Source organism: Streptomyces sp. NPDC007808, assembly GCF_042868655.1.
In the GTDB taxonomy this organism is placed as follows: domain Bacteria; phylum Actinomycetota; class Actinomycetes; order Streptomycetales; family Streptomycetaceae; genus Streptomyces.
On sequence record NZ_JBIAEQ010000007.1, the window covers coordinates 168370 to 191083 of the forward strand.

Annotated in this window: 26 protein-coding genes; 10 read left to right on the top strand and 16 right to left on the bottom strand. The window is 72.5% G+C overall.

All coding sequences use genetic code 11. The features are described 5' to 3' along the window. Nucleotides 1-62: 62 nt before the first annotated feature. Nucleotides 63-626, bottom strand: coding sequence for an RNA polymerase sigma factor (locus ACFYNL_RS26280; protein WP_388807446.1), 564 nt, complete (start codon nucleotides 624-626; stop codon nucleotides 63-65). Between the two features lie 337 nt (nucleotides 627-963). On the opposite strand from ACFYNL_RS26280, the gene ACFYNL_RS26285 reads away from it, so the two are divergent. After that, nucleotides 964-1245 (top strand): hypothetical protein, encoded by a 282-nt coding sequence (locus ACFYNL_RS26285; protein ID WP_388807447.1) that lies wholly within the window; start codon nucleotides 964-966, stop codon nucleotides 1243-1245. 428 nt (nucleotides 1246-1673) lie between these two features. Here the strand turns inward: ACFYNL_RS26285 and murQ are convergent, their stop codons facing one another. Both murQ and ACFYNL_RS26295 read right to left on the bottom strand, forming a co-directional pair. Continuing rightward, nucleotides 1674-2609 carry an N-acetylmuramic acid 6-phosphate etherase gene (gene murQ / locus ACFYNL_RS26290; RefSeq protein ID WP_388807448.1) on the bottom strand — a complete coding sequence of 312 codons (936 nt, stop codon included), beginning with the start codon at nucleotides 2607-2609 and terminating at the stop codon, nucleotides 1674-1676. 64 nt (nucleotides 2610-2673) lie between these two features. Beyond that, nucleotides 2674-3579, bottom strand: coding sequence for a MurR/RpiR family transcriptional regulator (locus ACFYNL_RS26295; protein ID WP_388807449.1), 906 nt, complete (start codon nucleotides 3577-3579; stop codon nucleotides 2674-2676). Nucleotides 3580-3634: 55 nt separating this feature from the next. Here ACFYNL_RS26295 and ACFYNL_RS26300 point away from each other — a divergent pair, with 55 nt between their 5' ends. Together ACFYNL_RS26300 and ACFYNL_RS26305 are read left to right on the top strand one after the other, a co-directional pair. Then, nucleotides 3635-4021: a hypothetical protein gene (locus ACFYNL_RS26300; RefSeq protein ID WP_388807450.1), complete on the top strand. Its 387-nt coding sequence runs from the start codon at nucleotides 3635-3637 to the stop codon at nucleotides 4019-4021. Between the two features lie 85 nt (nucleotides 4022-4106). Beyond that, a complete protein-coding gene (locus ACFYNL_RS26305; RefSeq protein ID WP_388807451.1) occupies nucleotides 4107-4430 on the top strand; it encodes a DUF4031 domain-containing protein in 324 nt (107 codons plus the stop codon). Here ACFYNL_RS26305 and ACFYNL_RS26310 read toward each other — a convergent pair. The 4 genes from ACFYNL_RS26310 to ACFYNL_RS26325 form a co-directional block, all read right to left on the bottom strand. Beyond that, the gene (locus tag ACFYNL_RS26310) at nucleotides 4427-4900 is read right to left on the bottom strand and encodes a carboxymuconolactone decarboxylase family protein (RefSeq protein ID WP_388807452.1); all 474 of its coding nucleotides are present in this window, start codon (nucleotides 4898-4900) and stop codon (nucleotides 4427-4429) included. The two genes, ACFYNL_RS26305 and ACFYNL_RS26310, sit on opposite strands and share 4 nt — an antisense overlap. A gap of 89 nt (nucleotides 4901-4989) precedes the next feature. Then, the gene (locus tag ACFYNL_RS26315) at nucleotides 4990-5412 is read right to left on the bottom strand and encodes a PPOX class F420-dependent oxidoreductase (protein ID WP_388807453.1); all 423 of its coding nucleotides are present in this window, start codon (nucleotides 5410-5412) and stop codon (nucleotides 4990-4992) included. Between the two features lie 39 nt (nucleotides 5413-5451). Next, nucleotides 5452-6582, bottom strand: coding sequence for a GNAT family N-acetyltransferase (locus ACFYNL_RS26320; RefSeq protein ID WP_388807454.1), 1131 nt, complete (start codon nucleotides 6580-6582; stop codon nucleotides 5452-5454). 28 nt (nucleotides 6583-6610) lie between these two features. Beyond that, on the bottom strand, nucleotides 6611-7258 hold the full coding sequence (locus tag ACFYNL_RS26325; RefSeq protein ID WP_388807455.1) for a hypothetical protein: 648 nt from the start codon (nucleotides 7256-7258) through the stop codon (nucleotides 6611-6613). A gap of 169 nt (nucleotides 7259-7427) precedes the next feature. On the opposite strand from ACFYNL_RS26325, the gene ACFYNL_RS26330 reads away from it, so the two are divergent. Continuing rightward, nucleotides 7428-8135: a copper homeostasis protein CutC gene (locus ACFYNL_RS26330; protein WP_388807456.1), complete on the top strand. Its 708-nt coding sequence runs from the start codon at nucleotides 7428-7430 to the stop codon at nucleotides 8133-8135. A gap of 559 nt (nucleotides 8136-8694) precedes the next feature. On the opposite strand, the gene ACFYNL_RS26335 is transcribed toward ACFYNL_RS26330, so the two are convergent. Continuing rightward, complete coding sequence (locus tag ACFYNL_RS26335) at nucleotides 8695-10743, bottom strand: HelD family protein (protein ID WP_388807457.1); 2049 nt, start codon at nucleotides 10741-10743, stop codon at nucleotides 8695-8697. Nucleotides 10744-11090: 347 nt separating this feature from the next. On the opposite strand from ACFYNL_RS26335, the gene ACFYNL_RS26340 reads away from it, so the two are divergent. Continuing rightward, nucleotides 11091-11270, top strand: a complete 180-nt coding sequence (locus ACFYNL_RS26340) for a hypothetical protein (protein WP_388807458.1) — start codon at nucleotides 11091-11093, stop codon at nucleotides 11268-11270. Nucleotides 11271-11297: 27 nt separating this feature from the next. Here the strand turns inward: ACFYNL_RS26340 and ACFYNL_RS26345 are convergent, their stop codons facing one another. After that, entirely contained in the window at nucleotides 11298-12941 is a 1644-nt protein-coding gene (locus tag ACFYNL_RS26345; RefSeq protein WP_388807459.1) for a DNA repair helicase XPB, read from the bottom strand. Nucleotides 12942-13072: 131 nt separating this feature from the next. Here ACFYNL_RS26345 and istB point away from each other — a divergent pair, with 131 nt between their 5' ends. Further along, nucleotides 13073-14314, top strand: coding sequence for an IS21-like element helper ATPase IstB (istB, locus tag ACFYNL_RS26350; RefSeq protein ID WP_388807460.1), 1242 nt, complete (start codon nucleotides 13073-13075; stop codon nucleotides 14312-14314). Here the strand turns inward: istB and ACFYNL_RS26355 are convergent. From ACFYNL_RS26355 to ACFYNL_RS26365, 3 genes are all read right to left on the bottom strand, one after another. Beyond that, nucleotides 14292-14501 carry a hypothetical protein gene (locus ACFYNL_RS26355; RefSeq protein WP_388807461.1) on the bottom strand — a complete coding sequence of 70 codons (210 nt, stop codon included), beginning with the start codon at nucleotides 14499-14501 and terminating at the stop codon, nucleotides 14292-14294. The two genes, istB and ACFYNL_RS26355, sit on opposite strands and share 23 nt — an antisense overlap. 109 nt (nucleotides 14502-14610) lie before the next feature. Continuing rightward, nucleotides 14611-14739 carry a hypothetical protein gene (locus ACFYNL_RS26360; protein WP_388807462.1) on the bottom strand — a complete coding sequence of 43 codons (129 nt, stop codon included), beginning with the start codon at nucleotides 14737-14739 and terminating at the stop codon, nucleotides 14611-14613. Nucleotides 14740-14900: 161 nt separating this feature from the next. Further along, nucleotides 14901-17567: a helicase-associated domain-containing protein gene (locus ACFYNL_RS26365; RefSeq protein WP_388807463.1), complete on the bottom strand. Its 2667-nt coding sequence runs from the start codon at nucleotides 17565-17567 to the stop codon at nucleotides 14901-14903. A 74-nt stretch (nucleotides 17568-17641) separates the two neighbouring features. On the opposite strand from ACFYNL_RS26365, the gene ACFYNL_RS26370 reads away from it, so the two are divergent. From ACFYNL_RS26370 to ACFYNL_RS26380, 3 genes are all read left to right on the top strand, one after another. Beyond that, nucleotides 17642-17995, top strand: coding sequence for a hypothetical protein (locus tag ACFYNL_RS26370; RefSeq protein ID WP_388807464.1), 354 nt, complete (start codon nucleotides 17642-17644; stop codon nucleotides 17993-17995). A gap of 46 nt (nucleotides 17996-18041) precedes the next feature. Continuing rightward, nucleotides 18042-19031 (top strand): hypothetical protein, encoded by a 990-nt coding sequence (locus ACFYNL_RS26375; protein ID WP_388807465.1) that lies wholly within the window; start codon nucleotides 18042-18044, stop codon nucleotides 19029-19031. 62 nt (nucleotides 19032-19093) lie between these two features. Continuing rightward, nucleotides 19094-19726, top strand: a complete 633-nt coding sequence (locus ACFYNL_RS26380; protein WP_388807466.1) for an HAD family hydrolase — start codon at nucleotides 19094-19096, stop codon at nucleotides 19724-19726. Here ACFYNL_RS26380 and ACFYNL_RS26385 read toward each other — a convergent pair. Continuing rightward, nucleotides 19702-19953 (bottom strand): hypothetical protein, encoded by a 252-nt coding sequence (locus ACFYNL_RS26385; RefSeq protein WP_388807467.1) that lies wholly within the window; start codon nucleotides 19951-19953, stop codon nucleotides 19702-19704. The two genes, ACFYNL_RS26380 and ACFYNL_RS26385, sit on opposite strands and share 25 nt — an antisense overlap. A gap of 165 nt (nucleotides 19954-20118) precedes the next feature. Here ACFYNL_RS26385 and ACFYNL_RS26390 point away from each other — a divergent pair, with 165 nt between their 5' ends. After that, complete coding sequence (locus tag ACFYNL_RS26390; RefSeq protein WP_388807468.1) at nucleotides 20119-20502, top strand: cold-shock protein; 384 nt, start codon at nucleotides 20119-20121, stop codon at nucleotides 20500-20502. Between the two features lie 134 nt (nucleotides 20503-20636). Here the strand turns inward: ACFYNL_RS26390 and ACFYNL_RS26395 are convergent, their stop codons facing one another. Genes ACFYNL_RS26395 through ACFYNL_RS26405 form a run of 3 tightly spaced genes read right to left on the bottom strand, consistent with a single transcriptional unit; the run spans nucleotide 20637 to nucleotide 22658 of the window. Then, on the bottom strand, nucleotides 20637-21497 hold the full coding sequence (locus tag ACFYNL_RS26395) for a 1,4-dihydroxy-6-naphthoate synthase (RefSeq protein ID WP_388807469.1): 861 nt from the start codon (nucleotides 21495-21497) through the stop codon (nucleotides 20637-20639). Next, nucleotides 21487-22191 (bottom strand): futalosine hydrolase, encoded by a 705-nt coding sequence (locus ACFYNL_RS26400; RefSeq protein ID WP_388807470.1) that lies wholly within the window; start codon nucleotides 22189-22191, stop codon nucleotides 21487-21489. Before ACFYNL_RS26400 ends, ACFYNL_RS26395 begins: the two co-directional genes overlap by 11 nt. Then, the gene (locus ACFYNL_RS26405; protein WP_388807471.1) at nucleotides 22161-22658 is read right to left on the bottom strand and encodes a DUF2771 domain-containing protein; all 498 of its coding nucleotides are present in this window, start codon (nucleotides 22656-22658) and stop codon (nucleotides 22161-22163) included. Before ACFYNL_RS26405 ends, ACFYNL_RS26400 begins: the two co-directional genes overlap by 31 nt. Nucleotides 22659-22714 lie beyond the last annotated feature (56 nt).

Sequence of the window (22714 nt, forward strand, 5' to 3'; positions counted from 1 at the left end):
GTCCGTCGTCCCCGGCTCTGCGCCGCACGTGCTCGTCACCGCTGTGCCGCCGCTGAGCGCCGTCAAGGCAGCAGCCGTTCCCTGAGCAGCCTTCTGGCCCGGGAGGAGCGGGACTTGACGGTTCCGGCCGGGATGCTCAGCCGCTCGGCCGTCTCCTGGACCGTCAGCCCTTCGAGTGCCGTCGCCCGGACCACGGCCCTGAGATCGGCGGGCAGGAACTCCACCGCGGCCAGCGCGCCGTCGCCGAGTTCCGCCAGGAGCTGCTCCTCCGCGGACACCGCGTGTCGTCCGGGCAGCCCCGCCAGACGGCTCAGCAGCCGGCCCCGCCGTTCCTGCGCTCGCTGTGCGTCGATCAGCCTGCGCGTCCCGACTCGCCATAACCACCCACTCACGTCGCCGACTTGGTCGACGCGCCCGCTCCTGCGGCGTTCACGCCGTCGCCAGACCTCCACGAAGACGTCCTGGACGACCTCGTCCACGAGTACGGGGTCGGCACACCGCTGGCGCAACCGCCCTCTGAGCCAGGGCGCGAACCTGCGGAAGAGCTCCTCGAAGGCATCCCGATCCCCCTCGGCCACGGCCTCCATGAGCTCACCGTCGGTCTGCAGACCCCTTCGTTCGGACATCACACTTCCTCGTCGATCCGACAGCCTTGATCGGTTCACACCCGTGTTGTGATCTGTGACACAGCCAATGGCGGGAAGACGGCGAACGTTTTCGGAGGTCGAAGCTCCAGTTCGTCGACAGCCAGGTAACTAGCGGTAAATGTCGGCCAGCGCGGCAATCCGACGACAGTCGGGGTGGTGCGGCGAGAGAATCTCGCCGTTCACATATGCCCTTGATCCGGCGGCATCGATCAAGAAGACTCACGGCATCCCTTCGAACTGTTCGAAGAGATTTCACGAAGGAGTGGGTCTCACCTTGAGTATTTCGCGGACCTTAAAGAGAGCCTCTGCTCTCAGCGTGGCGACTGTCGCCCTCACGAGCGTCGCGGCGGTGGCTCCCGCAGCTGCGGCGGAGGTCGGCGTCAGAGCCGCGCCGCCCACCTGCGTCAAGGGCTGGGTCAACTCCGGGGTCATCACGCAGACCGCGTACGCGAAGAACAACTGCTCGCGTACCTACCGAGTGAAGATCCTCTGGGACTTCGGCGTGGACGGCCCGTGCCAGACCATGGACCCGGGTGACCAGCAAAGCAGCAAGGTCGCCATCACGCCGCGCGTCTTCGCTGGGTTGGCGCTCTGCTGAACCGGCCGCGCTCGTCGCGGTGAGCAGCGCTGGGTATCGACCGCATTGTCGCTGCGGTCGATACCCAGCTTGCTCCTCATTTTACCGGAGTTCTTGATTCCGGGAAGTGCCCCCTCCTGACGCTCCGCCTGGCCGAAAGTAGAGGCCCTATGCGCGGATTCCAGGACGTGGGGTGTCCGAATATGGACGGGTTCTCTCGCGGTAAGAGGTGAGCGGAACTCCTGCGCGCTCGAAGAATTCTGTCGTGCCCGAACCGCTCAATGCCGGAAGCGTGCGAAGCGACTCGCGGTGATCGGTCTCAGGTATCAAGAAACAATCCAGTCATCGAGCAAACAGTTGCTTCAACAGCGAGAGGGCGAAGAGCGACCGTCGCGCACCCGTCCCGCCCGCTCGACGCGTCGTCCAGGTGTCCTCGCTGATGCGGCAGGTCAGGAGCCGCCCGCTGTCACGGCCGCCCGTAGATGGCCGTTGGCCGCGGCCAGCAGCTCCGTCGCGGTGGTGGCGTCCACGTCTGTCAGCAGGATCAGGATCGCCGTCTTCACCTCGCCGCCCGCTTCCGTGAGGGCCCGTTCGACGTCGGTGTCGTTCGCGCCCGTGGCCAGGGCGACGATGCGGCGGGAGCGGGCGCGGAGCTTGTCGTTGGAGGCGCGGACGTCGACCATCAGGTTTCCGTAGGTCTTGCCCAGGCGGATCATCGTGATCGTCGAGAGCATGTTGAGGACCAGCTTCTGGGCGGTCCCGGCCTTCAGGCGGGTCGAGCCGGTCAGCAGCTCCGGGCCCACCACGATCTCCAGGCCGTGCTCGGCGGCGGCCGCGAGGGCGCTGCCCGGGTTGCAGGCCAGGCCGATCGTCAACGCGCCCCGCGCGCGGGCGTGTTCGACCGCGCCGATCGCGTACGGGGTGCGTCCGGAGGCGGAGATGCCGACCACCGTGTCGGCGGGGGTGAGCGCGAGGGCGTCCAGGTCGGCGCGGGCCAGGTCCGCGGAGTCCTCGGCGCCCTCGACGGAGGTGACCATGGCTTCCGGGCCGCCCGCGATGAGGCCGACGACCTGCGAGGGAGCGGTGTTGAAGGTGGGCGGGCACTCGGAGGCGTCGAGCACGCCCAGGCGGCCCGCCGTGCCCGCGCCCGCGTAGACGAGACGGCCGCCCCGGGCCATCCGCTCGGCCACGGCGTCGATGGCGGCGGCGATCTCCGGGAGGCGCGCGGCGACGGCCGCCGGTACGCAGGAGTCCTCGCCGTTCATGAGCCGGGCGATGTCGAGGGTCGCGAGCCGGTCGATCCCGGCGAGTTCGGGGCGGAACGCCTCGGTGGTCAGGGAGTCCAGCTCGGCGCGGAGGGCGCGGGGGTCGGATGTGGAGGTCATGAGGGAAGCGGCTCTTTCCACTGTGCGGTGTGCTGTCCGGCCCGAGGGCCGTCAGACCTGCGGTCTACCGACGATGCCGGTGTGCCAGCGCCTCGTAGGACGCCGCCAGCGCCGGCGCCGCCGTCTCGTAGGTCCGCTGGGCGACACCGACGAACAGGCAGTCCACCACGAGCAGCTGGCTGGTCCGCGACGACATGGCCGCCGGACGCAGCTCGCTCTCCCGTGCCGTGGACGTCGTGAGGATGTGATCGGCGTACTGGGTGACCGGCCCGTCCGGGCGCCCGGTGATGGCGACCGTGGTGGCCCCGTGCTCGAACGCCACCCGCAGCGGCTCGATGACGTCCCCGGTGGAGCCGGAGTGGGTGATGGCGATCGCCACGTCACCCGCGCGCAGCTGCACGGCGTTCGTCACGGCGAGGTGCGGATCGCTGTGCGCGTGGGCTATGAGCCCTATCCGCAGCAGCTTCTGCGTGAGGTCCTGGGCGACGAGCCCCGAGGCGCCCACGCCGTAGACGTCGATACGGCGGGCCGCGGCGGCGGCCGAGACGGCTGCCCCGAGCTGGGCGGTGTCGAGTCCGGCGGCGGTGTCGGCGAGGGTCTGCTGCTCGTCGTGGGCGAGCTTGGCCACCACGTCGGCGATGGGGTCGTCCACCGCGATGTCCGTCGTTATGGCGGGAGCCCGGCCCGACTGCTGCTGGGCGGCGAGACCGGCGAGGGCGAGGCGCAGGTCGCGGTAGCCGGGGTAGCCGAGGAGGCGGGCCGTGCGCACCACGGTGGCCTCGCTGGTGCCGGTGAGTTCGGCGAGGCCGGTGACCGTGAGGGCCGCGCAACCCGCCGGGTCGCCGGCGACCGCTTCGGCGACGCGCTGCATGGAGCGGGTCATCGACGGGGCGAGCGTGCGCACCTTGGCCGCCAGGGCGGCGGGTGCGGGGGGAGCGCCGCCGAAAGTTTCCTTCACTTCACGGGTCACATATGAAAGGTATTTTCATCTCCGTCACGTGGTCAAGGGTGCGCACAATAGGGGCATGGAATCCATCGGTCCGCTGGAGCAGGCGTTGCACACGGCCCGCGCCCTCGTCCTCGCCGACCTGGTCGCGGGTGAGGTCGCCGAGGCGGACGTCGTGTCGCTGGTCGAGGAGTCGGTCGTGCAGCGGCGCTGGTGGGTGGAGCAGTGGCCGGAAGGCGTGGCGTACGTGGCCGGACTGGTCGCCCAGGACGTGCAGGACGCCCTGCTAGACCGGCACGGCCGCTGGCCGCTGTGCCCGGTGTGCGGCACCGGCGACCCGCACACGCTGGACGTCGAGCCGGAACTGGGCCCCGATCCGCACTGGGTGTGCCACGAGGCGGGGGTGAAGGTCGCCGCCGTGGGCTCGCTGGGGTCGTGCGGCGCGGGCGGGACGCCGGCCTCGTGAGGGGGCGGCGCCGGGGCGGCGCGCGGGCGGGTCGGGGCAGCCGGGCCGGTGGACGGGCCGGGGGACGAGCGGGGTGCGTGAAGCCATGACGATCTACATCGACCCCCCTGCCTGGCCGGGGCACGGGCGGATGTGGTCACACCTGGTCAGCGACGTGTCGTACGACGAACTGCACACGTTCGCCGAACGGTTGGGGGTCCCGGCACGGGCCTTCGAGCGGGATCACTACGACATTCCCTCGGACCGGTACGCCGACGCGGTCCGCGCCGGTGCCGTGGAGGTCAGCAGCCGCGAGGTGGTGAGGCTGTTGCAGGCGTCGGGGTTGCGCAGGCCGAAGGGACGGGCGCAGGGCCGGGTCCACCGTCCCGGCCCTGCGGGCCGCGATGCTTCCCGTCGGCACTCGGCCTAGGCGAACTGACCGGGCTTGTAGTCGCCCGCGGGCTGCTGGATCATCACGTTCATCCGGTTGAAGGCGTTGATGAGGCCGATCAGGAACACCAGGGCGGCGAGCTGCTCCTCGTCGTAGTGCTTGGCGGCGTTCTCCCAGACCTCGTCCGGGACCCCGCCGGCCCCGTCCGCGATACGGGTGCCCTCCTCCGCCAGTTCGAGCGCGGCGCGCTCGGCATCGGTGAAGCAGGTGGCCTCCCGCCACGCCGCGACCAGGTTGAGCCGCAGCCAGTCCTCGCCCGCCGCTACGGCGTCCTTGCTGTGCATGTCGGTGCAGAAGCCGCAGCCGTTGATCTGGCTGGCGCGCAGAGTCACCAGGTGCTGCGTGGTGAGCGGCAGCGGCGAGTCGTGCACCACCTTGCTCGCCGAGACGATGTGCTTGATGACCTTGCCGGCGGTCGGGATCTCGAAGACGTTGAGACGGGCGCCCATGGTGAACTCCTTGGCCGTTGTCGTGGGTTACACACCTACGACGGAACGGCTCCACGGGATGTGACACTGACGGATGTGACGTGGGCCACTCACGTGCGGTGTTCGGTGCGGCGCGTGGCGTACCAGGCCTCCCCGGCCGGGCGGGGCGGGTCCGCGAGGTTCCAGCTCCACGAGAGCGTCGGCGTGATGCGCAGGTAGTGACCGGGGCCCACCATGCCGTCCCGCTCCACGGGGCCGTCCGCGACGCCGTACACCCGGATGCCGCGGGCGACGAACGGCTCGACGGAGACCAGGTCGTCCACGACGAAGGCCACCTTGTGGCGGCCCTGGGCGACGTTGCGGAACTTGCGGGTGCCGAGGACGTCAGGGCCGGGACCGCCCACCCAGAAACGGGTGCCGTCGAAGTCGAGGGCCACCGGCACCACATCGGGCTGCTCGCCCGCGCACAGGCTGGCGAAGCGGGCGAGCGGGTTCGCGCGCAGGTAGGCGAGCTCCTCGTCGGTGAACGACACGGCGGTTCCCTCCGGCGACGCGGGTCGGCTCCGCCCAGGCTAGGCCGCGGGCTGCCGTTCCCCGCGGACGTACAACCGCAGCGCGCCGTCCGTGCCGTTCAGGTCCTGCTCCCCTCGCGCGGCCCGCTCCTCCTCGACCGTCGCCCGCACATACCCGGCGCGCGAGGCGACGCCCTGCGACGGGACGTTGCCGGCCTCCACGGTGGCGCACAGGAGTCGTACGTCGTCCCTGGCCAGCGCCCACTCCGACAGCGCGGTCAGTGCCTCGCTCGCGTAACCGCGGCCGCGGGCGCCCTCCACCAGGTCGTAGCCGACCTCGGCCCGGCCCTCCTCGTCGGGGGCGCCGTGGAAGCCCATGCCGCCGACCGCGAGGCCGTCCTCCTTCCTGACGAGGACGAACAGGCCGAACTCGGGGCGGTGCACGCCCATCTCGTAGGCGTTCAGCATCATCCCGGCCGCCTCCCTCGTCCCCTCGAAGGGGCCGCCCACGATCCAGGTGAACCCGCCGTCGCCGCCCGCGCTCAGATCGGCGGCGGCCGCGGGGGTGACGCCCTGCAGGGTGAGGCGGTCGGCGGGGATGACCAGGTTGTTGCGCCAGCGCCACTCGGTGACCGGCGCGCGGCCGGGCAGCTCACCGCGGCCGGTGGCCCACAGCAGGGTGCCCCAGTGGTCGTCGGGCTCGCGCTGGACGTGCGGGAAGATCGTCGTCAGGACGAACTTGGGCAGCTCCACCGGAGGTTCGTACGCCAGGCCCAGCCCTTCGGCGATGTCGTGCGTGTGCAGCAGGACCTCGGCGACCCCCATCGCGGCGAAGCCCTCGCGGTTGGCGCTGCGGAAGGGGTACGGGTGGAAGGCGCGGACCTCGCGGGGGGTGGTGCGGACGGTGGCGGTGAGCAGCGCGCCGGTGGTCTCGATGACCTGGAGCAGGCCCTCGTTGTCGGTGCCCTCGTCGAGGGTGATCTCGAACGGGACGTAGTCGCCCTCGGCGCGTCCGGCCAGGTTGGCGGCGTAGGCGATGAGGTCTTCGGCGATGTGGAACGCGGTGGTGTGGCAGTCCCACTCCAGCCGCCCGGCCCTGACGGCCGTCCAGTCCCGGTCCGCCGCCGTGCGCAGCAGCGCCACGCAGCTCGCCACTGCTTCCTGTACGTGTTCCCCGCTCATGTCTCGCATGCCGAGCAGGCTACGGGGGCCCGGCTGATCACAGCGACAGCATTTCCAGCTCGCAGGAGAGGTTGTAGCGGGCCGTGGCCTCCCACTTCTCCTTGCCGTACGGCGTGCTGAACAGGTGGGGCAGGTCGAGAAGTTGGCGCAGGACCGCGGAACGGCCCGCCCGGAAGGCGTCGTTCGGCACGAAGTGGTACTCCTCGCGGACGGCGGCGGTGTACGCGGCGTACGCGGAGGGCGGGGCGGCGAGGATCGCGAGGTCGGCGTCGCAGAGGACCTGGCCGTTGCGATCGTCCGGCGCCGGGGCGTGGGTGGTGGTGAGACGGACGAGACGGGCCACCTCGGCGGTGCGCTCGGCGGGGACGCCGGCCTCAGGGAGGGCACGTTCGGCCAGGCGGGCGGAGCGCTCCTCGTTCGTCGACCGTTCCGGCAGGTACACGGCGTCGTGGAACCAGGCCGCGAGCCGCACCGCCGGCACGTCGTCGGCGTACTCCTGCAGTACGTCGATGTGAGCGAGGACCGCCGCCAGGTGCTCGACGGTGTGGTAGCGCCGCTGCGGTTCCGACCAGCGGCGCAGCAGGGCGTCCCCGTAGCGCTCGGGGGCGATGGCGCAGGAGTCGTCTTCGCGGGCCGCGAGCAGGGTGCGCAGCCAGCGGGAGCGGAGGTCTTCGAGGTCGGCCATGCCCTCATTCTCGCGGGCCGGCCGCCGGGCCCGGTGCGGGACGCCATGACCCGTGTGATCCCGCCAAGTGGACGGCCCTCCGCCACCGCGGCCGCTCCACCCCGTACCCTTGGATTGGACTAGACCTGTAGTTCTGCCGTCGCCGTCGAATACCGAGGAATGGGGTCCCATGAGCAAGCGTGCAGTCCTGGAGGTGATCGCCCTCGGTGTCGAGGACGCGGTCGCCGCCCAGGCCGGGGGTGCGGACCGGCTCGAACTGGTCACCGACATGGCGGCCGACGGGTTGACGCCGTCGGTGGGGACCGTGGCCGGGATCCGGGACGCCGTCGACATCGACCTTCGCGTGATGCTCCGGCTGGCGGACGGGTTCGCGGCGGGGGACGTCGACCGGCTGGCAGGGGTGGCTCGCGAGATGCGGGAGGCCGGGGCGCGGGAGTTCGTGCTCGGCTTCCTGGATACGGACGGTGGTCTGGATCTCGGGGCCGTCGAGCGGGTGGTGGGCGAGCTGGACGGATGCCGTTGGACCTTCCACCGGGCGCTGGACCGGGCCGCCGACCGGGATGCGCTGCGCAAGCAGCTGGACGGGATGCCGGGACTGGACACCTACCTCACGGCGGGCTCCGCGGCCGGTGTGGACGACGGGCTTCCCACGCTGCTCGCGGAGGCGGCACGGGAGGGGGAGCCGGGGTACGAACAGCGGATCCTGGTGGGCGGCGGTTTGCGTCTCGACCATGTGCCCAAGCTGCTGGCGGCAGGGATCGACGCGTTCCACATCGGCGGGGCGGCACGGCCGGACGGCTGGGCGGGGGCGGTCTCGGCGGAGGCGGTGGCCGAGTGGCGGGCCGTGCTGGACGGGGTCGTGCGGGGAGTCGCGTAGACAGGGGCGTCGGAGCGGGACGGGACGGGGGCGGGGCGGGACGCGCGACCCGGCGCCGGCGGGCCGCCGCCCGCACCCACCCGAGCCGCCCCGGCGGTACGACTGCCCCGGCCGGGGGCCCTGGGGCGGGCCCGGGTACGACTGCCCGGGCCGGGCGAGCCGGGGCAGGGCCCGGCGGGACGCGGTCGGCCACGGTCCCCTCGGGGGCGGCGAGCCACGCAACCAGCCCCCGCCACCGGACGCGGGTACGACAGGAATGCCTCGCCCGGGGTCGGCGGTCCGCCGGGCGGGAGCGCCCCGCCCGGCGCCCGCAACCCACAGGACCCCGATCCGCCCGCCCGGCACCCGCAACCCGGAACGGCAGGCATCCGCCCACGAGCCGCCCGCAATCCGGGACGGCAGGCATCCGCCCACGAGCCGCCCGCACCCCGGGACGGCAGGCATCCGCCCACGAACCGCCCGCACCCCGGGACGGCAGGCATCCGCCCACGAACCGCCCGCGAACCGCCTACCAACTGCCCACCACCCGCCCGCGAACCGTCCGGCGCAGCCCCGGCCCTCAGTCCAACTGCGTCGGCAGAGCCGTCGTATGCGTCACGATCAGTCCCGACACCGCTCGCGTCAGCGCGACGTACAGCCGCCGCAGTCCCGTCCGCTCGTCCGGCTCCCCGTCCACCACGGCCCGGGGCTCGTCCAGGACGACGTAGTCGTACTCCAGACCCTTCGCGAGCGACGCGGGCACCAGCGTCAGGCGCGTCTGCCGGGTCGTCTCCTCGCCGGGCGCCAGGTACGTGATCCCCGCCGCCGCGAGCGCCTCCGACAGCACCGGAATGCGCGCGTCCGCCGCGATCAGGCCGATCGAGCCCTCGTTGCGCAGCAACTCCTCGCAGGCGGCGACCACTTCGTCCGCCCCCGGCACCGCACGCACCTCGAAGAGCCCCGGGTTCTCACGGATCGACGCCACCGGCGTCAGGCCCGGCGCGATGTGCGGGAGGAGACGGGAGGCGTACGTGATCACGTCCGTCGGTACGCGGAAACCAGCCGTCAGCTCCTCGATCACGCCGTCGGACTTGCCGAGGTGGGCGAGTGCCTCGTCCCAACTCCGCGTGGCCCAGGGCGTCGTCCCCTGCGCCAGGTCACCGAGGACCGTCGCCGAACCGGTCGTGCAGCGCCGCCCGACCGCCCGGTACTGCATGGGGGACAGGTCCTGCGCCTCGTCGAGGACGACATGGCCGAGGGACGGCGTCCGGGACACGATGTCGGCCGTCTCGTCGATCAGCACCGCGTCCGCCGCGGACCACTTGGCCGACTTCACCGACCGCGCCGGCTTCGCCCACAGGATGGTCTTCTGCTCGTCCTCGCTCAGTACCCCGTCCGCGTGCACGGCGAGGAAGTCCGCGTCCGCCAGCAGCCGCAGCACGAGCTTCGCCGGCTCGACCGGTGGCCAGATCGCCTTGACGGCCGCCTTGACCGCGCTGTTGCGGGCCACCGAGTCCTGCACCCGGTCGTCCGGCGCCTCGCCCGACCGCTCCATCTGCACCAGGACCGCGTGCGCGATCCGCTGCGGAAGGGCCTCCCGGGCGGCGCCGTAGCGGATGTCGCGGGCGAGCAGCTCGCGGACGATCTCCTCGATCTCGTACGCCGGCACCCGCCAGCGGCGTGATCCGCGTACGACGACGACCGGCTCGGTCGGCAAGGTCACGTGCGAGTAGACCGCCCGCCGCAGCACCTGGGCCATCCGCGCGTCGCCCTTGATCACCGCGGCCGCCGCGTCGTCCGTACCGCGCACCTCGACGTGGGCGACCAGGTCGTCCACGGTGGCCTGCCTGACCGTCAACTCGCCCAGCGCAGGAAGCACTTGCTCGATGTAGTGCAGGAAGGACCGGTTCGGCCCGATGACGAGTGTGCCGGTGCGGGCGAGCCGCTCACGATGGGCGTACAGCAGGTACGCCACCCGGTGCAGGCCCACCGCCGTCTTCCCGGTGCCCGGGCCTCCCTGGACACACACCGTCCCGGACAGTCCCGAGCGCACGATCTCGTCCTGCTCCGGCTGGATCGTCGCCACGATGTCCCGCATCGGCCCCACGCGCGGACGCTCGATCTCCTGCTGGAGCAGCCTGCTGGTCTTCGCCGCCTCCGCCGGATCGGAGAGGTGCTCGTCCTCGTACGCCGTCAGGTCGCCGCCCGTGTAGCCGAACCGGCGCCGCAGCGCGACGTCCATCGGGTCGTTCTTGGAGGCCCGGTAGAACGGCTGGGACACCGGCGCACGCCAGTCGATCACCATCGGGTCGCCCTCGGCGTCGTGCACATGCCGGCGCCCGATGTAGAAGCGCTCCCCCTCCGCGCCCTCCGCCGCCTCCACGCCGGGGGCGTGCAGGTAGTCGAGCCGGCCGAAGAACAGCGGGGTGTCGCTGAGGTCGGCCAGCGCCTTGATGCGCTCGTCGATCTGGCGGGCCAGGACCTCGGCGTTGACCCAGTTCGCGGTGACGTCGCTGATGTCGAGGGCCTCCACGTCCTCGCGCATGGCACGCAGGGCGGCGCGGGACTCGGCGAGGTGCGAGCGCTCCCGGGAGAGCGGGTCGAGGGCGTCGTCGACGGGCGTGGACACGGGGGTGCCTCCGGAGGACCTGCGGGAAAGTGGGTGAGAGAGCCGACCGGTTTCCGTCCGGGCGGCGGCACTCCGCGGGGGGAGGCGGGCAAGAGCGGAGATTTTAGGGGAGAGGGGATGGCCAAGGCCAACGAATATTCCGCCCGCGGCGGCCGCCGCCCGTTCCCCGTCCGTCCCCCTGACGTTCCTCGCCCGTCCCCCCTGCCGTCCCCCTCCGTCCCCGTCCCCTAGGGGATGTCTCCCCCTTCGCCGGGGTACGCGGTCCGTCCGGAGGTGTACGCGGAGGGGGTACGGCTTCGGCCCGCAGACCGATGCCGTACTTATGTCCCCGAATCCATCATGGAGACATGAGCGCAGCAACCATTCACCCAGCACCCGTGGGTCCCCACGGAGCGACCGCGCTCCAGGGGAACCACCACCACCGCCTCGGCGAAGCCCTGCGTGCCGTCAAGGTGTTCGTGGGTGCCGCCTTCGACGTGATCATCCTCGGTGAGTACGGCGAGGAAGCGGGCGTCCGCCGCAAGTGACCCTCGCGGGACGCCCGTGCCTTCCCGCTACCCCTCCGCGAGGATCTCGTCCGCGTCCACGATCCGGTACGCGTACCCCTGTTCCGCCAGGAACCGCTGGCGGTGCGCGGCGAAGTCCTGGTCGATCGTGTCGCGGGCGACGACCGAGTAGAAGTGGGCCTGGTGCCCGTCCGACTTGGGCCGCAGCACCCGGCCCAGGCGCTGGGCCTCCTCCTGGCGGGAGCCGAAGGTGCCCGAGACCTGGATGGCGACCGTCGCCTCCGGCAGGTCGATCGAGAAGTTCGCGACCTTGGAGACCACCAGCACGCTGATCTCGCCCTCGCGGAACGCGTCGAACAGCTTCTCGCGCTGGGCATTCGACGTCTCCCCCTTGATCACGGGCGCGTTCAGATGCTCGCCCAGCTCGTCGAGCTGGTCGATGTACTGCCCGATGACCAGGATCTGCTGCCCGGCGAACCGGCGGACCAGGGCCTCGGTGACCTTCCGCTTGGTGTCGGTGGTCGCGCAGAAGCGGTACTTCTCCTCCTGCTCGGCGGTGGCGTACGCGAGCCGCTCGGAGTCGGTGAGGTTGACCCGCACCTCCACGCAGTCCGCGGGCGCGATGTAGCCCTGCGCCTCGATCTCCTTCCAGGGAGCGTCGAAACGCTTCGGCCCGATCAGCGAGAACACGTCCGACTCCCGCCCGTCCTCCCGGACAAGGGTGGCGGTCAGTCCGAGTCGGCGCCGCGCCTGGAGATCGGCGGTGAACTTGAAGACGGGCGCGGGCAGCAGGTGCACCTCGTCGTAGACGATGAGCCCCCAGTCCCGGGAGTCGAAGAGCTCCAGGTGCGGATAGACACCCTTCCGCCTCGTCGTCAGCACCTGGTACGTGGCGATGGTGACGGGGCGGATCTCCTTCCGCGTCCCGCTGTACTCGCCGATCTCGTCCTCCGTCAGCGACGTCCGCTTCACCAGTTCGTGCTTCCACTGCCGGGCGGACACGGTGTTGGTGACCAGGATCAAAGTGGTCGACTTCGCCTGCGCCATGGACCCGGCGCCGACGAGCGTCTTCCCGGCGCCGCACGGCAGGACGACGACACCGCTGCCGCCGTGCCAGAAGTTCTCCACGGCCTGCTTCTGGTACGGCCGCAGCGCCCAGCCGTCCTCGGCCAGCTCGATCGGGTGCGCCTCACCGTCGACGTACCCGGCGAGGTCCTCGGCCGGCCAGCCCAGCTTCAGCAGCGTCTGCTTGATCTGCCCGCGCTCGGAGGGGTGCACGACGACGGTGTCCGGGTCGATGCGGGCGCCGACGAGGGGCGCGATCCGCTTGGAGCGCAGCACCTCCTCCAGGACCGGGCGGTCGGTGGTGGTGAGGACGAGGCCGTGCGCGGGGTGCTTGGAGAGGGTCAGCCGGCCGTACCGGTCCATCGTGTCGGCGATGTCGACGAGCAGCGCGTGCGGTACGGGGTAGCGGCTGTACGTCACCAGCGCGTCCACGACCTGCTCGGCGTCGTGCCCGGCCGCGCGCGCGTTCCACAGGCCGAGCGGGGTCACTCGGTAGGTGTGGATGTGCTCGGGAGCCCGCTCCAGCTCCGCGAACGCCGCGATCGCCCGACGGCACGCGTCCGCCTGCTCGTGGTCGACCTCCAGGAGCAGGGTCTTGTCCGACTGGACGATCAGTGGTCCGTTCACGCGCGGCTGCCTTTCCGGATGCTCGGTGGGGCCAAACGTCCAGTGTGCCTGATCCTCCTCGTAGTCCTACAGGATGTCTTTTCATTCGTGTGAGTGGTGTGGTTTCACCTGGACGGCGGCGTCTGCGAAGAATGCCGACCGTGCCGCATATCAGCAGTGAGCCGTCTCCGCCCACCACCACTCTCGGGTACGCCCTGTTCGCCACCCGCTGGTTGCAGGCCCCGCTCTACTTCGGCCTCGTGGCCGCCCAGGGGGTGTACGTCTACAAATTCTTCAACGAGCTGTGGACGTTAGTGCTCCGGTGCGTGACCGGGCAGGCGACCGAGACGTACGTCATGCTCGCCGTCCTCAAGCTCGTCGACGTCGTCATGATCGCCAATCTGCTGATCATGGTGATCGTCGGCGGTTACGAGACGTTCGTCTCCCGCATCGGCCTCCAGGGCCACCGCGACCAGCCGGAATGGCTCTCGCACGTCAACTCCAACGTGCTGAAGGTCAAGCTCGCCACCGCGATCGTGGGCATCTCCTCGGTCCATCTGCTGCAGATGTTCGTGGACGTCCACCACACCTCGCGCCACTCCCTGCTGTGGGGCACGGTGATCCACATGGCCTTCATCGCGTCGGCGGCGATCCTGGCGTACATGTCGGGGCCGATGGCCGCGCAGGCCGAGCGGGCCTCCCAGCACGCGCACCGTGAGCACACCCCCGAACACACCCCCGAACACACCCCCGAGCAGGCCCGCGAGCAGGTCTTCGTCCCGGCCCAGGGCGTCGCGCGTGACGACGAGCCCAGCACCGAGCAGCGGTTGCGCGCCGCCCGCTTCCCCGCCCGCAAACTGCTGGAGGACTTCGACGCCGGGCACCCCCGCTCCTTCGACCAGGAGGCCGTGGCCCGGCTCGGCAAGCTGGACTTCGTGGCCGCCCGCCGGAACGTGGTCTTCGTGGGGCCGCCCGGCACCGGCAAGACGCATCTGGCCGTCGGCCTCGGCGTCCGCGCCTGCCAGGCGGGCCACTCGGTGCTGTTCGCGACCGCTGCCGAGTGGGCCGCCCGGCTGGCCGGGGCGCGGGACGCCGGCCGCCTCGCCGAGGAACTGGACGCACTGGACGCCCACCCCCTGCTGATCGTCGACGAGGTCGGCTACACCCCCTTCGAGCCGGACGCCGCGGCTCTCTTCTTCCAACTGGTCGCGCACCGCTACGAACGGGCCTCGCTGCTCGTGACCAGCGACCGTCCCCTCGGCCGCTGGGACGAGATCTTCGGTGGCCCCTCCGCCCTGGCGATGGTGGACCGGCTGGCCCATCACGCCGAGGTCGTGCGCATCGACGGGGACAGCTACCGAATGCGGCGCACTAGTGCAGCGTGGGCAGAGTGACGTTGTTGATCAGCGGTCCTTCGATGGTGACCCCCTCGGTGACCAGGGACTCCGTGCCGGCCGGGAGCGGCAGCGGGGCGGCGTGGGCCGCCGATGCCCCGGGTGCGAGGACGGTCGTCACCACGGCCGCGGCGAGGGCGGCGGTGACGGCGGCGGAACGGACGCGAACGAGGCGCTTGGAGGGCATGCGGAGTTCAGGGCCTTTCACGTGACGGAGGGGGGAGGGGGCCGAGGACGCGGGCGGGCGGGCCGGTCCCGGGGCGCCGGACCGGCCCGAGCGGTGCGTCGGGGCCGGGTCAGACCTGCGGTGTCTCGACGACCAGCCCGGCTACGTCGACGCTGATCGCCGCCGCCTGTGCGGTGAAGGCGCCCATCATCAGGGCTGCGGCGGCCAGGACGGTGGCGAGACGACGAGCTGTGCGCATGGTGACGACTGCCTCTCTGTTGCGCTCGCTTGAGCGTGATCAGGACACCGGGTGGCTGCCCCGCGCCGCGCGGGGGGATGCGGAAGGGCCCGCAAGGTCCCTCGACCGTTGGAAAAGCCCGGCGTGGCGTGCATGGAACGGCACGTACACCCGAAGGTGTGTCAGACGTCGTCGTCCGCGAGCTCGGCGACGCCCGTGATCCGGTGCAGCGGGTAGGTCCGCACCTCGTCCGCGGTGTGGTCGTACGCCGTCACGAACCCGCCCTCGACCCGGACCGGCGCGACGACCCGCTGACTCGCGGCGCCTTCGGCGTTGACGTACCCGATCCACAGCGCCTCGCCGGTCAGGACCGCGGCCTGCATGGCGGCGAGGGTCTCGGCGGAGGTGGTACGGGGCAGCTCGCCCCCGGCGACGGACGTCGAGGCCGCGCTCGGCCTGCGCGGTGTCGTGGCGGCCAGGTCGCCCGCCCGGATGGCGCGGATCGCGGCCGCCAGCAGTGTGTCGTCCGGTGTCGGGGGGCCGTCCGGCACCGGCTCCGGGGCCGTGCGCGGCGGGGTGCGGTGGGCGTCGGCGCGGGTGATCAGGACGTCGCCCTCCGCCGACTCGGCGGCCGGCGCGAAGCCCATCGCGCGCAGGCCCTCCAGCAGTGCGGCCGGCTCCGCCTGGGCGGCGAGCACCGTCGGCGCGAGGCGGCGCAGCCGCAGGCCCGCGGCACGCTTGTCGGCGAGGATCTCGTTCAGCATCGCGTCGTCGTCGCAGCGCACGTACGCCGAGGCGGCGCCCACCCGGAGATGGCCGTGCTTGCGGGCCACGTCGTCGATCAGGTACGCCAAAGGCTGCGGCACCGGCGTCCGCGCGTGCTCGGCGAGGAAGGCGTGCAGGTCGGAGGCGCTGCGACCGGCGTCCAGCGCGCGCCGCACCGAGCCCGGCGTGAACCGGTACACGGTGGCCCCGCCCTTCGACTCCACGTCGGCGAGGATCCCCAGCATGTCGGCGAGCGGCCGCCGCAACGGTCCCGGAGCCACGGCTGTGAGGTCGGCCTGGAGCAGGACGTGGTCGAGCGGCTCGGGCAGGAGCGGGGCGAGCAGCCGCGCGGCGGTGGCGGTGGCGGCGGCCTGCTCGGCGGCGGAGAGGGGCTCCGGGGGAGCGGCGGGGTGGGGGTGCTCGTGGTGGACGGGGAGCTTGTCCCCGGGGCCGGCGGGGGAACCGGACGGGTCCGACGGCGCGGCGGCCGACGGTGGGGTGGCCCGGGTAGCGGACGCGGGCCTGTCGGGGGCTGTCGTGGAGGGGCCGGTGGCCGAGGGCCCGGTGTCGCGTCGTGCCGTCGCCGGCTTCCCGGCCGCTGCCGAGGGGCCCGGCCCCAGCAGCGCCCGCCCGTGGGCGGACAGCGCGCCCCGCCCCGTCACGCCCAGCAGTTCCGCCTCGTGCAGTGTCCAGCGGGCGAGCCTGCTGCGCAGGTCGTCCTCCTGCTGAGGGCCGCGCAGCGGACGCTCCCAGCGCAGGCGGTCCAGGACGGACTCGGCGGCGGGGGAGGTGCCCTCGGGCAGTGCGGCGAGCAGGGTCAGCACCCGGTGTCGTACCTCCGGGGCGGCCGAGCGGTCCAGGCCGGGCCCCAGCGCCGACAGGGTGCGGTCCTTGGCGTCCCGGCCTCCGACCAGTCCGGCCGTACGCGTCGCGGTGAGCCAGGCCTGCGCCAGCAGACCCCAGCGCTGCGCGGCGGGCTGGTCCAGCCACTCGTCGTAGGCCGGGGTCGCCGCGTACCGCTCGTCGGCCTCGCCGTCGGAGGCCAGCAGCCCCGCGGCGTAGGCGAGTTCGACCCAGAACGCGGCGACGGGTTCGGGTACGTCCAGCGCCACGGCGGTCCGCTTGAGGTCGCGCACGCTCAGGCCGCCGGCCCGCAGTACGGCGGGGCCGCCCTCGTGCCAGTCCTTCAGCAGTTCCTCGACGGTCGCCAGCGCCGTGTACGCCTGCCCCGCCGCCGTCGCGTCCACAACCTGTGGACGGTGCGTGGCGGCCGGCTCGATGACGGGCGGCAGCGGTTCGGTGGCGCGGTGCGCGCGGCCCGCGCGCAGGTGCAGGGCCACCTCGCGGGGCAGGACGACCGTGCCGGGCGCCGTCGGCAGGAGGAGGCCGCGGTCCAGCAGCCAGCGCAGACGGGGCGCCGGATCGGCGGTGACCTGTCCGTACGGCGGCCCCCAGACCAGACGGGACAGGACCTCCAGGGACTCCTCCGGGGCGTCGGCGAGGAGCGCCGCCATGCGCCGCCGGTCGGTGAACAGCGCGGTCAGCGACGACACGGCGGACACGGCGTCGTGCGTGGACGGCAGCCCGGCCGTCGTGACGATCTCCTGGATCCGGCCCGGTGACATGCCCGCGGTGGCCTCCTGGACCGTCGGGCCCAGACCGGTCGGCGACGGATGCTGAGGCGTGGGCGCGAGCAGCTCCCGTGCCGTGCGCACCAGCCGCAACCGGTCGTCGCCGCCCCACACCAGGGCCTGCTCGCGCAGCGTCCCCACGGCACGCGGCAGGGCGCCCGCGACGGTCGGATCGCCCGCGTCGCCGGTCATCAGGCCGAGCAGTTCGTCGTACGTCGCCGGATCCGCGGCCACCGCCAGCGCCTGAGCCGTCTGCAGCGCGAAGCGGTCCAGACGCTCCAGGGCGCGCACCACGGAGGCCCGGGTGCCGGCCCGGGTCGCCAGCTGGGTGAGGTCGGTGGGGACGGGCGTGATGAGGTCGGGACGGCTGCGCAGGAGCACGGCCAGGGAGACGTCGTCCCGCGCGCGGAGCGCTTCCGCGAGGGAACGGGGCGGTGCAGCCGGGTCGCTCATCCGACTCACGTTACCGGGTGCGGGGGCGGGGCAGGGGGGTGCGCGGGGCGGCTCCCGGGCGAACGGAACGTTTCGTGGCCGGCCCCCGGACGAACATCGAGCGGAGTGTTCCCCTCGGCTGCAGCGAGGCCGCGGCGGCCGACGGCCACGGTGGCGGGGACCGCTTCGTGAAGGTGGCGATCGACGGCAGGCAGCCCACCGCCGTGGGTGTGGAGGAGGCGAACCACCCGTACTGGCAGACCCAGTTCGCCCACACCTACGGTGAGCCCCCGGCCGGCTCGGTCGCCGCCGCCTTCCTGAACTTCCTCACCCGGCACAGCGGCCGCGACATCCTCCGCGAACACGGCCACGGCCGGTGCTCCGGGGTGCGCGACTCCGGGGAGTGCCGCCCGGTCCGACCCGCACGGTCCGCCCCTGTCCTGCGCTAACGTCGTGCCACGGGGTATCCAACGCATACTCCCCGGAGGGGACTTCGTGGGGATCGAGAGCGACCAGGTCGTCTACGAGTATCTGAGCCGCGTCGGCGACGTGGCGCAGCAGCGGCAGCTGCCGTCGGCCACCCGCATGCGCCTGGTGTCCGAGCTGCGCGGCGAGATCGACCGGCGGCGCGCGAAGGCGCCCGTCGACAGCCCCGCCGCCGTCCGCCGCATCATCGCCCGCCTGGGCACTCCGGACGAGGTCGTCACGGCCGCCGGGGGTGCCTCCGAGCCCGCCCCGCAGGGGCCGGTCACCTCCGTGCCCGTCCAGCCGGACAGCCGCGCCGAGGCCGACCGGGATCGGCCCAAGGGCTTGCGCCGCATCGTGCCGCGTCCCCGGGCGGCCGAGCCCTCGACGGCGGCCGACGACGCGCCCGCGCCGCCGCACCTCGCGAGCGCGGCCGAACTCGGGGGCAGCGCACTCCAGCCGGACTGGTGGCGGGTGGACAGCAGCCCCTTCGGACCGGGCGAGGACGTCCCGGGCTTCGTCGGCGGGGTGGAGATCCCTGAGATGCTCAGGCGCCCGCCCGTGTCGGACGACCCGCGGGCCAGGAAGGAGGAGCCGGCCGAGGAGCCCGCCCCGGCCGCCGTGGAGAAGGCCGAGCCTGCGCCCCGCCGCCGCCTCGTCAGGCGCCCCGCCCTCCCCGCCGGACGCTGGAGCAATCCCCTCCTGCTGCTCGCCGCAGCGCTCCTCGTCGCCGGTGCCGTCCTCGGCAACCTCGTCGTCCTGCTCCTCGGCTGGCTCATCGCCTGGGGCTCCCGCCGGCTGTCCGACGCCGAGACCAAGTGGGCGGTGGTGATCCTTCCCGGTCTCTCCTTCACCGCGGGCGTCGTGTGGCTGTGGGGCCGCACCACCGGCCGCTGGGGCGAGCCCATCGCCGAGGGCCAGACGAACGCGGCGATCGGGGAGACCTGGCCGTGGGTGGTGCGGGGCGCGGCGCTGGCGTCGGCGCTGTTCATCGTCTGGCGTTCACAGCGCAGGACCTGAACCGGTCCGCGGGCCGCATCTCGCACCCGCCCGGCGTCTGCGCCGCGCGGCCCCTGGGCACAATGGCCCATATGGCCTCTTCGCTGACCGTCGGCTTCGACCTCGACATGACCCTGATCGACTCCCGTCCCGGCATCCACGCCACCTACACGGCGCTGGCCGAGCGGACGGGGACGTACATCGACGCCGACCTCGCGGTCACCCGTCTCGGCCCACCCCTGGCCGAGGAACTGGTCAACTGGTTCCCGGCGGAACAGGTCCCCGCGGTGGCCGACCTGTACCGCGAGATGTACCCCGCGATCGCCATCGCCGCGACCCCCGCCCTGCCCGGCGCCCGGGAGGCGATAGCGGCCGTGCGGGAGGCCGGCGGCCGTGCCGTCGTCGTCACCGCCAAGTACGAGCCGAACGCCAAGCTGCACCTGGCCCACCTCGGTATGGAGCCGGACGCGGTCGTGGGGAACCTCTGGGCCGAGCAGAAGGCGCAGGCGCTGCGCGAGTACGAGGCGGGCGTCTACGTCGGCGACCACGCGGGTGACGTGCGCGCCGCCCGTGCCGCGGGCACCCTGTCGGTGACGGTGGCGACCGGCCCGTACGACGCCGACCAGCTGCGCGCGCTCGGCGCGGACGTCGTCCTCGCCGACCTGACCGGCTTCCCGGCCTGGCTCACCGGCTACCTGGACGCGCCGCGCGCCTGACGCCGTCCGGCCGCGACGGACTGCAGCACGCCCGCCCCGGCGACGAGGAATCCGACACCCATGAGCATGCTCAGTCCGAACATGTACGTCGGAAAGGGCGTCGTACCGAGCAGGAACGGGGCCACCGTGACCAAAGTGGCCACGGTGCCGACGAAGAAGACGACCGCGCCGGCACGGATCAGTCGGTCACCGGGAGCGGCGGAATTCGTTTGGGTTTTGTCACGCACTCGACCAGGGTAGTTCCCTGCGCGAGGGAACAACCGGGCGACGTCTTGTCAGCGGCCCGGGGAGCATTAGCCTTGGTACCGGCGGGTCATGGTCGACCCGCTGTAGTGCTATCAAGAGCCGTTTTCAGAAGCAGTTTTCCGACGAGTACGAGGACGAGGACAGACGTGCCTACCGGCAAGGTCAAGTGGTTCAACAGCGAGAAGGGCTTCGGCTTTCTCTCCCGCGACGACGGCGGTGACGTCTTCGTCCACTCCTCGGTCCTCCCCGCCGGAGTAGACGCACTCAAGCCCGGACAGCGGGTGGAGTTCGGGGTGGTCGCCGGTCAGCGAGGTGACCAGGCGCTCTCGGTCACCCTGCTCGACCCGACGCCCTCGGTCGCGGCCGCCCAGCGCAAGAAGCCGGACGAACTGGCCTCCATCGTCCAGGACCTGACGACGCTCCTGGAGAACATCACGCCGATGCTGGAGCGCGGCCGCTACCCGGAGAAGACCGCCGGCAAGAAGATCGCGGGCCTCTTGCGCGCGGTCGCCGACCAGCTCGACGTATAGGCCCTTTCCCGGAGTTTCCGGCTGTGTGCGGAAACTCCGGCGTCCGGCCCGAGGGGCGCCACCAGCCCCTCGGCCGCGGCCCGCGTGACCGGCCCCGGCGGCGCGGTGGCGTCGTCGTCCGCCGCCCTCCAGGGTCAGGGGAAGGCGAGCGAGTCGGGTCCCAGGGGCGGCACCAGTCCCTCCGCCGCCGCCCGCGTGAGAAGTCCCCGCACCGCGGCGTAGCCGTCCTCGCCGAGGTCGGCGGTGAACTCGTTGACGTACAGCCCGATGTGCTGCTCGGCGACGGTCGGGTCCATCTCCTGGGCGTGCTCCATGACGTACGGGCGGGAGGCCTCGGGGTCGTCCCAGGCGGCCCGTACGGACGTCCGGATCGCGTCGGCGAGCAGCCGCAGCCTCTCCGCGCCCAGCGACCGCTTGGCGATGATCGCGCCCAGCGGAATGGGCAGCCCGGTCGTGTCCTCCCAGTGCTCGCCCATGTCGGCGAGCCGGTGCAGCCCGTAGTTCTGGTACGTGAAGCGCGCCTCGTGGATGACGAGCCCCGCGTCGACCTTCCCGTCGCGCACCGCGGGCATGATCTCGTCGAACGGCATGACCACGATCTCGCCGACCCGGCCGGGCAGCGTGTCCGCGGCCCACAGGCGGAACAGCAGGTACGCCGTCGACTTCTCGCTGGGCACCGCGACCGTGCGGCCCGTGAGGTCCACCCCCGCCTCCCGCGTCAGCACCAGCGGCCCGCACCCCCGCCCCAGCGCTCCCCCGCAGGGCAGCAGGGCGTACGTGTCCAGGACGTAGGGCAGCACGGCGTACGACACCTTCAGTACGTCGAACTCGCCCCGCTCGGCCATGCCGTTGGTGATGTCGATGTCGGCGAAGGTGACGTCGAGCGCGGGGGCGCCGGGGACGCGCTCGTGGGCGAGGGCGTCGAAGACGAAGGTGTCGTTGGGGCAGGGCGAGTACGCGATCTCAAGGGGCGGTCGCTGCTGTTCACCGGTCATGCGGGTGCCAACTCTCCAGGACGGGTGCGAGCTTCCCGAACGCCTCCGCGAGGGCCGCCAGCGCGTCGCCGATGCGCCAGGCGGCACGGTCGCGGGGGCCGACGGGGTTGGAGACCGCGCGCAGCTCCAGCACGGGCGTGCGGTGGGCGGCCGCGGCCTCGGCGACGCCGAAGCCCTCCATGGCCTCGGCGAGGGCGGTGGGGTGGCGCCGCAGGAGCCGCGCGGCGCGCTCGGCGGTGCCGGTCACCGTGGAGACGGTGAGGACGGCGCCGCGGCGGGCGCCGGTGGCGGCCGCGACCTCCCGTACGAGTGCTTCGGGCGGACGGTGGGTGACGGTGCCGAAGCCCAGCTCGGTGACGGGCAGGAAGCCGTCGGGGGTCTGCGCGCCGAGGTCGGCGGCCGTGATCTCGTCGGCGACGACCAGGGAGGCGACGGGGGCGTGGGGTGCGAAACCGCCGGCGATCCCGGTCGAGACGACCAGCCCGTAGGGGGCGCCCTGAAGGGCGGCGGTGGTCAGGGCGGTGGCGGTGGCGGCGGCGGCCCGGGCGGGCCCCACGCCGACGGCGATCAGGTCGGCGCCGGGAGCCGTGAGCGCCCCGGCCACCGCCTCCCGCTCCGCCGGGACCGCGGTGGCCACGAGGACCCGTACTGCGGGGGACGTGGTCAGCTGTCCTTCTTGAGCTTGAAGGACCACAGACCCGTCACGTCCTTCTCGCCCTCCTTGATCGACACCAGCGTCGAGTCGCCGCTGGCGCCGTACTGGGCGTTGAAGAACACGCTGCCCGGGATGGTGCGGTACGTCTTCTTGCTGGAGTCGGTGAGCGGCTGGCCGTTCATGAGGATGGTCCAGCCCTCGTCCGCGATCTCCGGGTCGACACCGAAGCGCACGGTCTCGTCCGGGTCGACCGAGATGGACTCCAGGTTCTTGTTCTTCAGGCACTTCGCCAGGTCCGGCGTCTTCAGGGCGTCGCCCTCACCACCGCAGGTGGCCTCGGAGTGCACGGAGGAGGAGCCGACCGTGATCGTGGCCAGCGGCGTCGGCTTGTCGCAGGCCGACAGGACGAGCAGTCCGGCGGAAACGGCGCCGGCGGCGGCGACGGCGCGGCGGCGTCGCACAGCCCGGTGAACATCAGCGGCTTCGCCGCGGGGCAGCGTGGTCATGGGCGAAGGCTATCGGGCGGGCGTGGCGCTCCCTCCACGTGGGGGCGGCGTGCCGC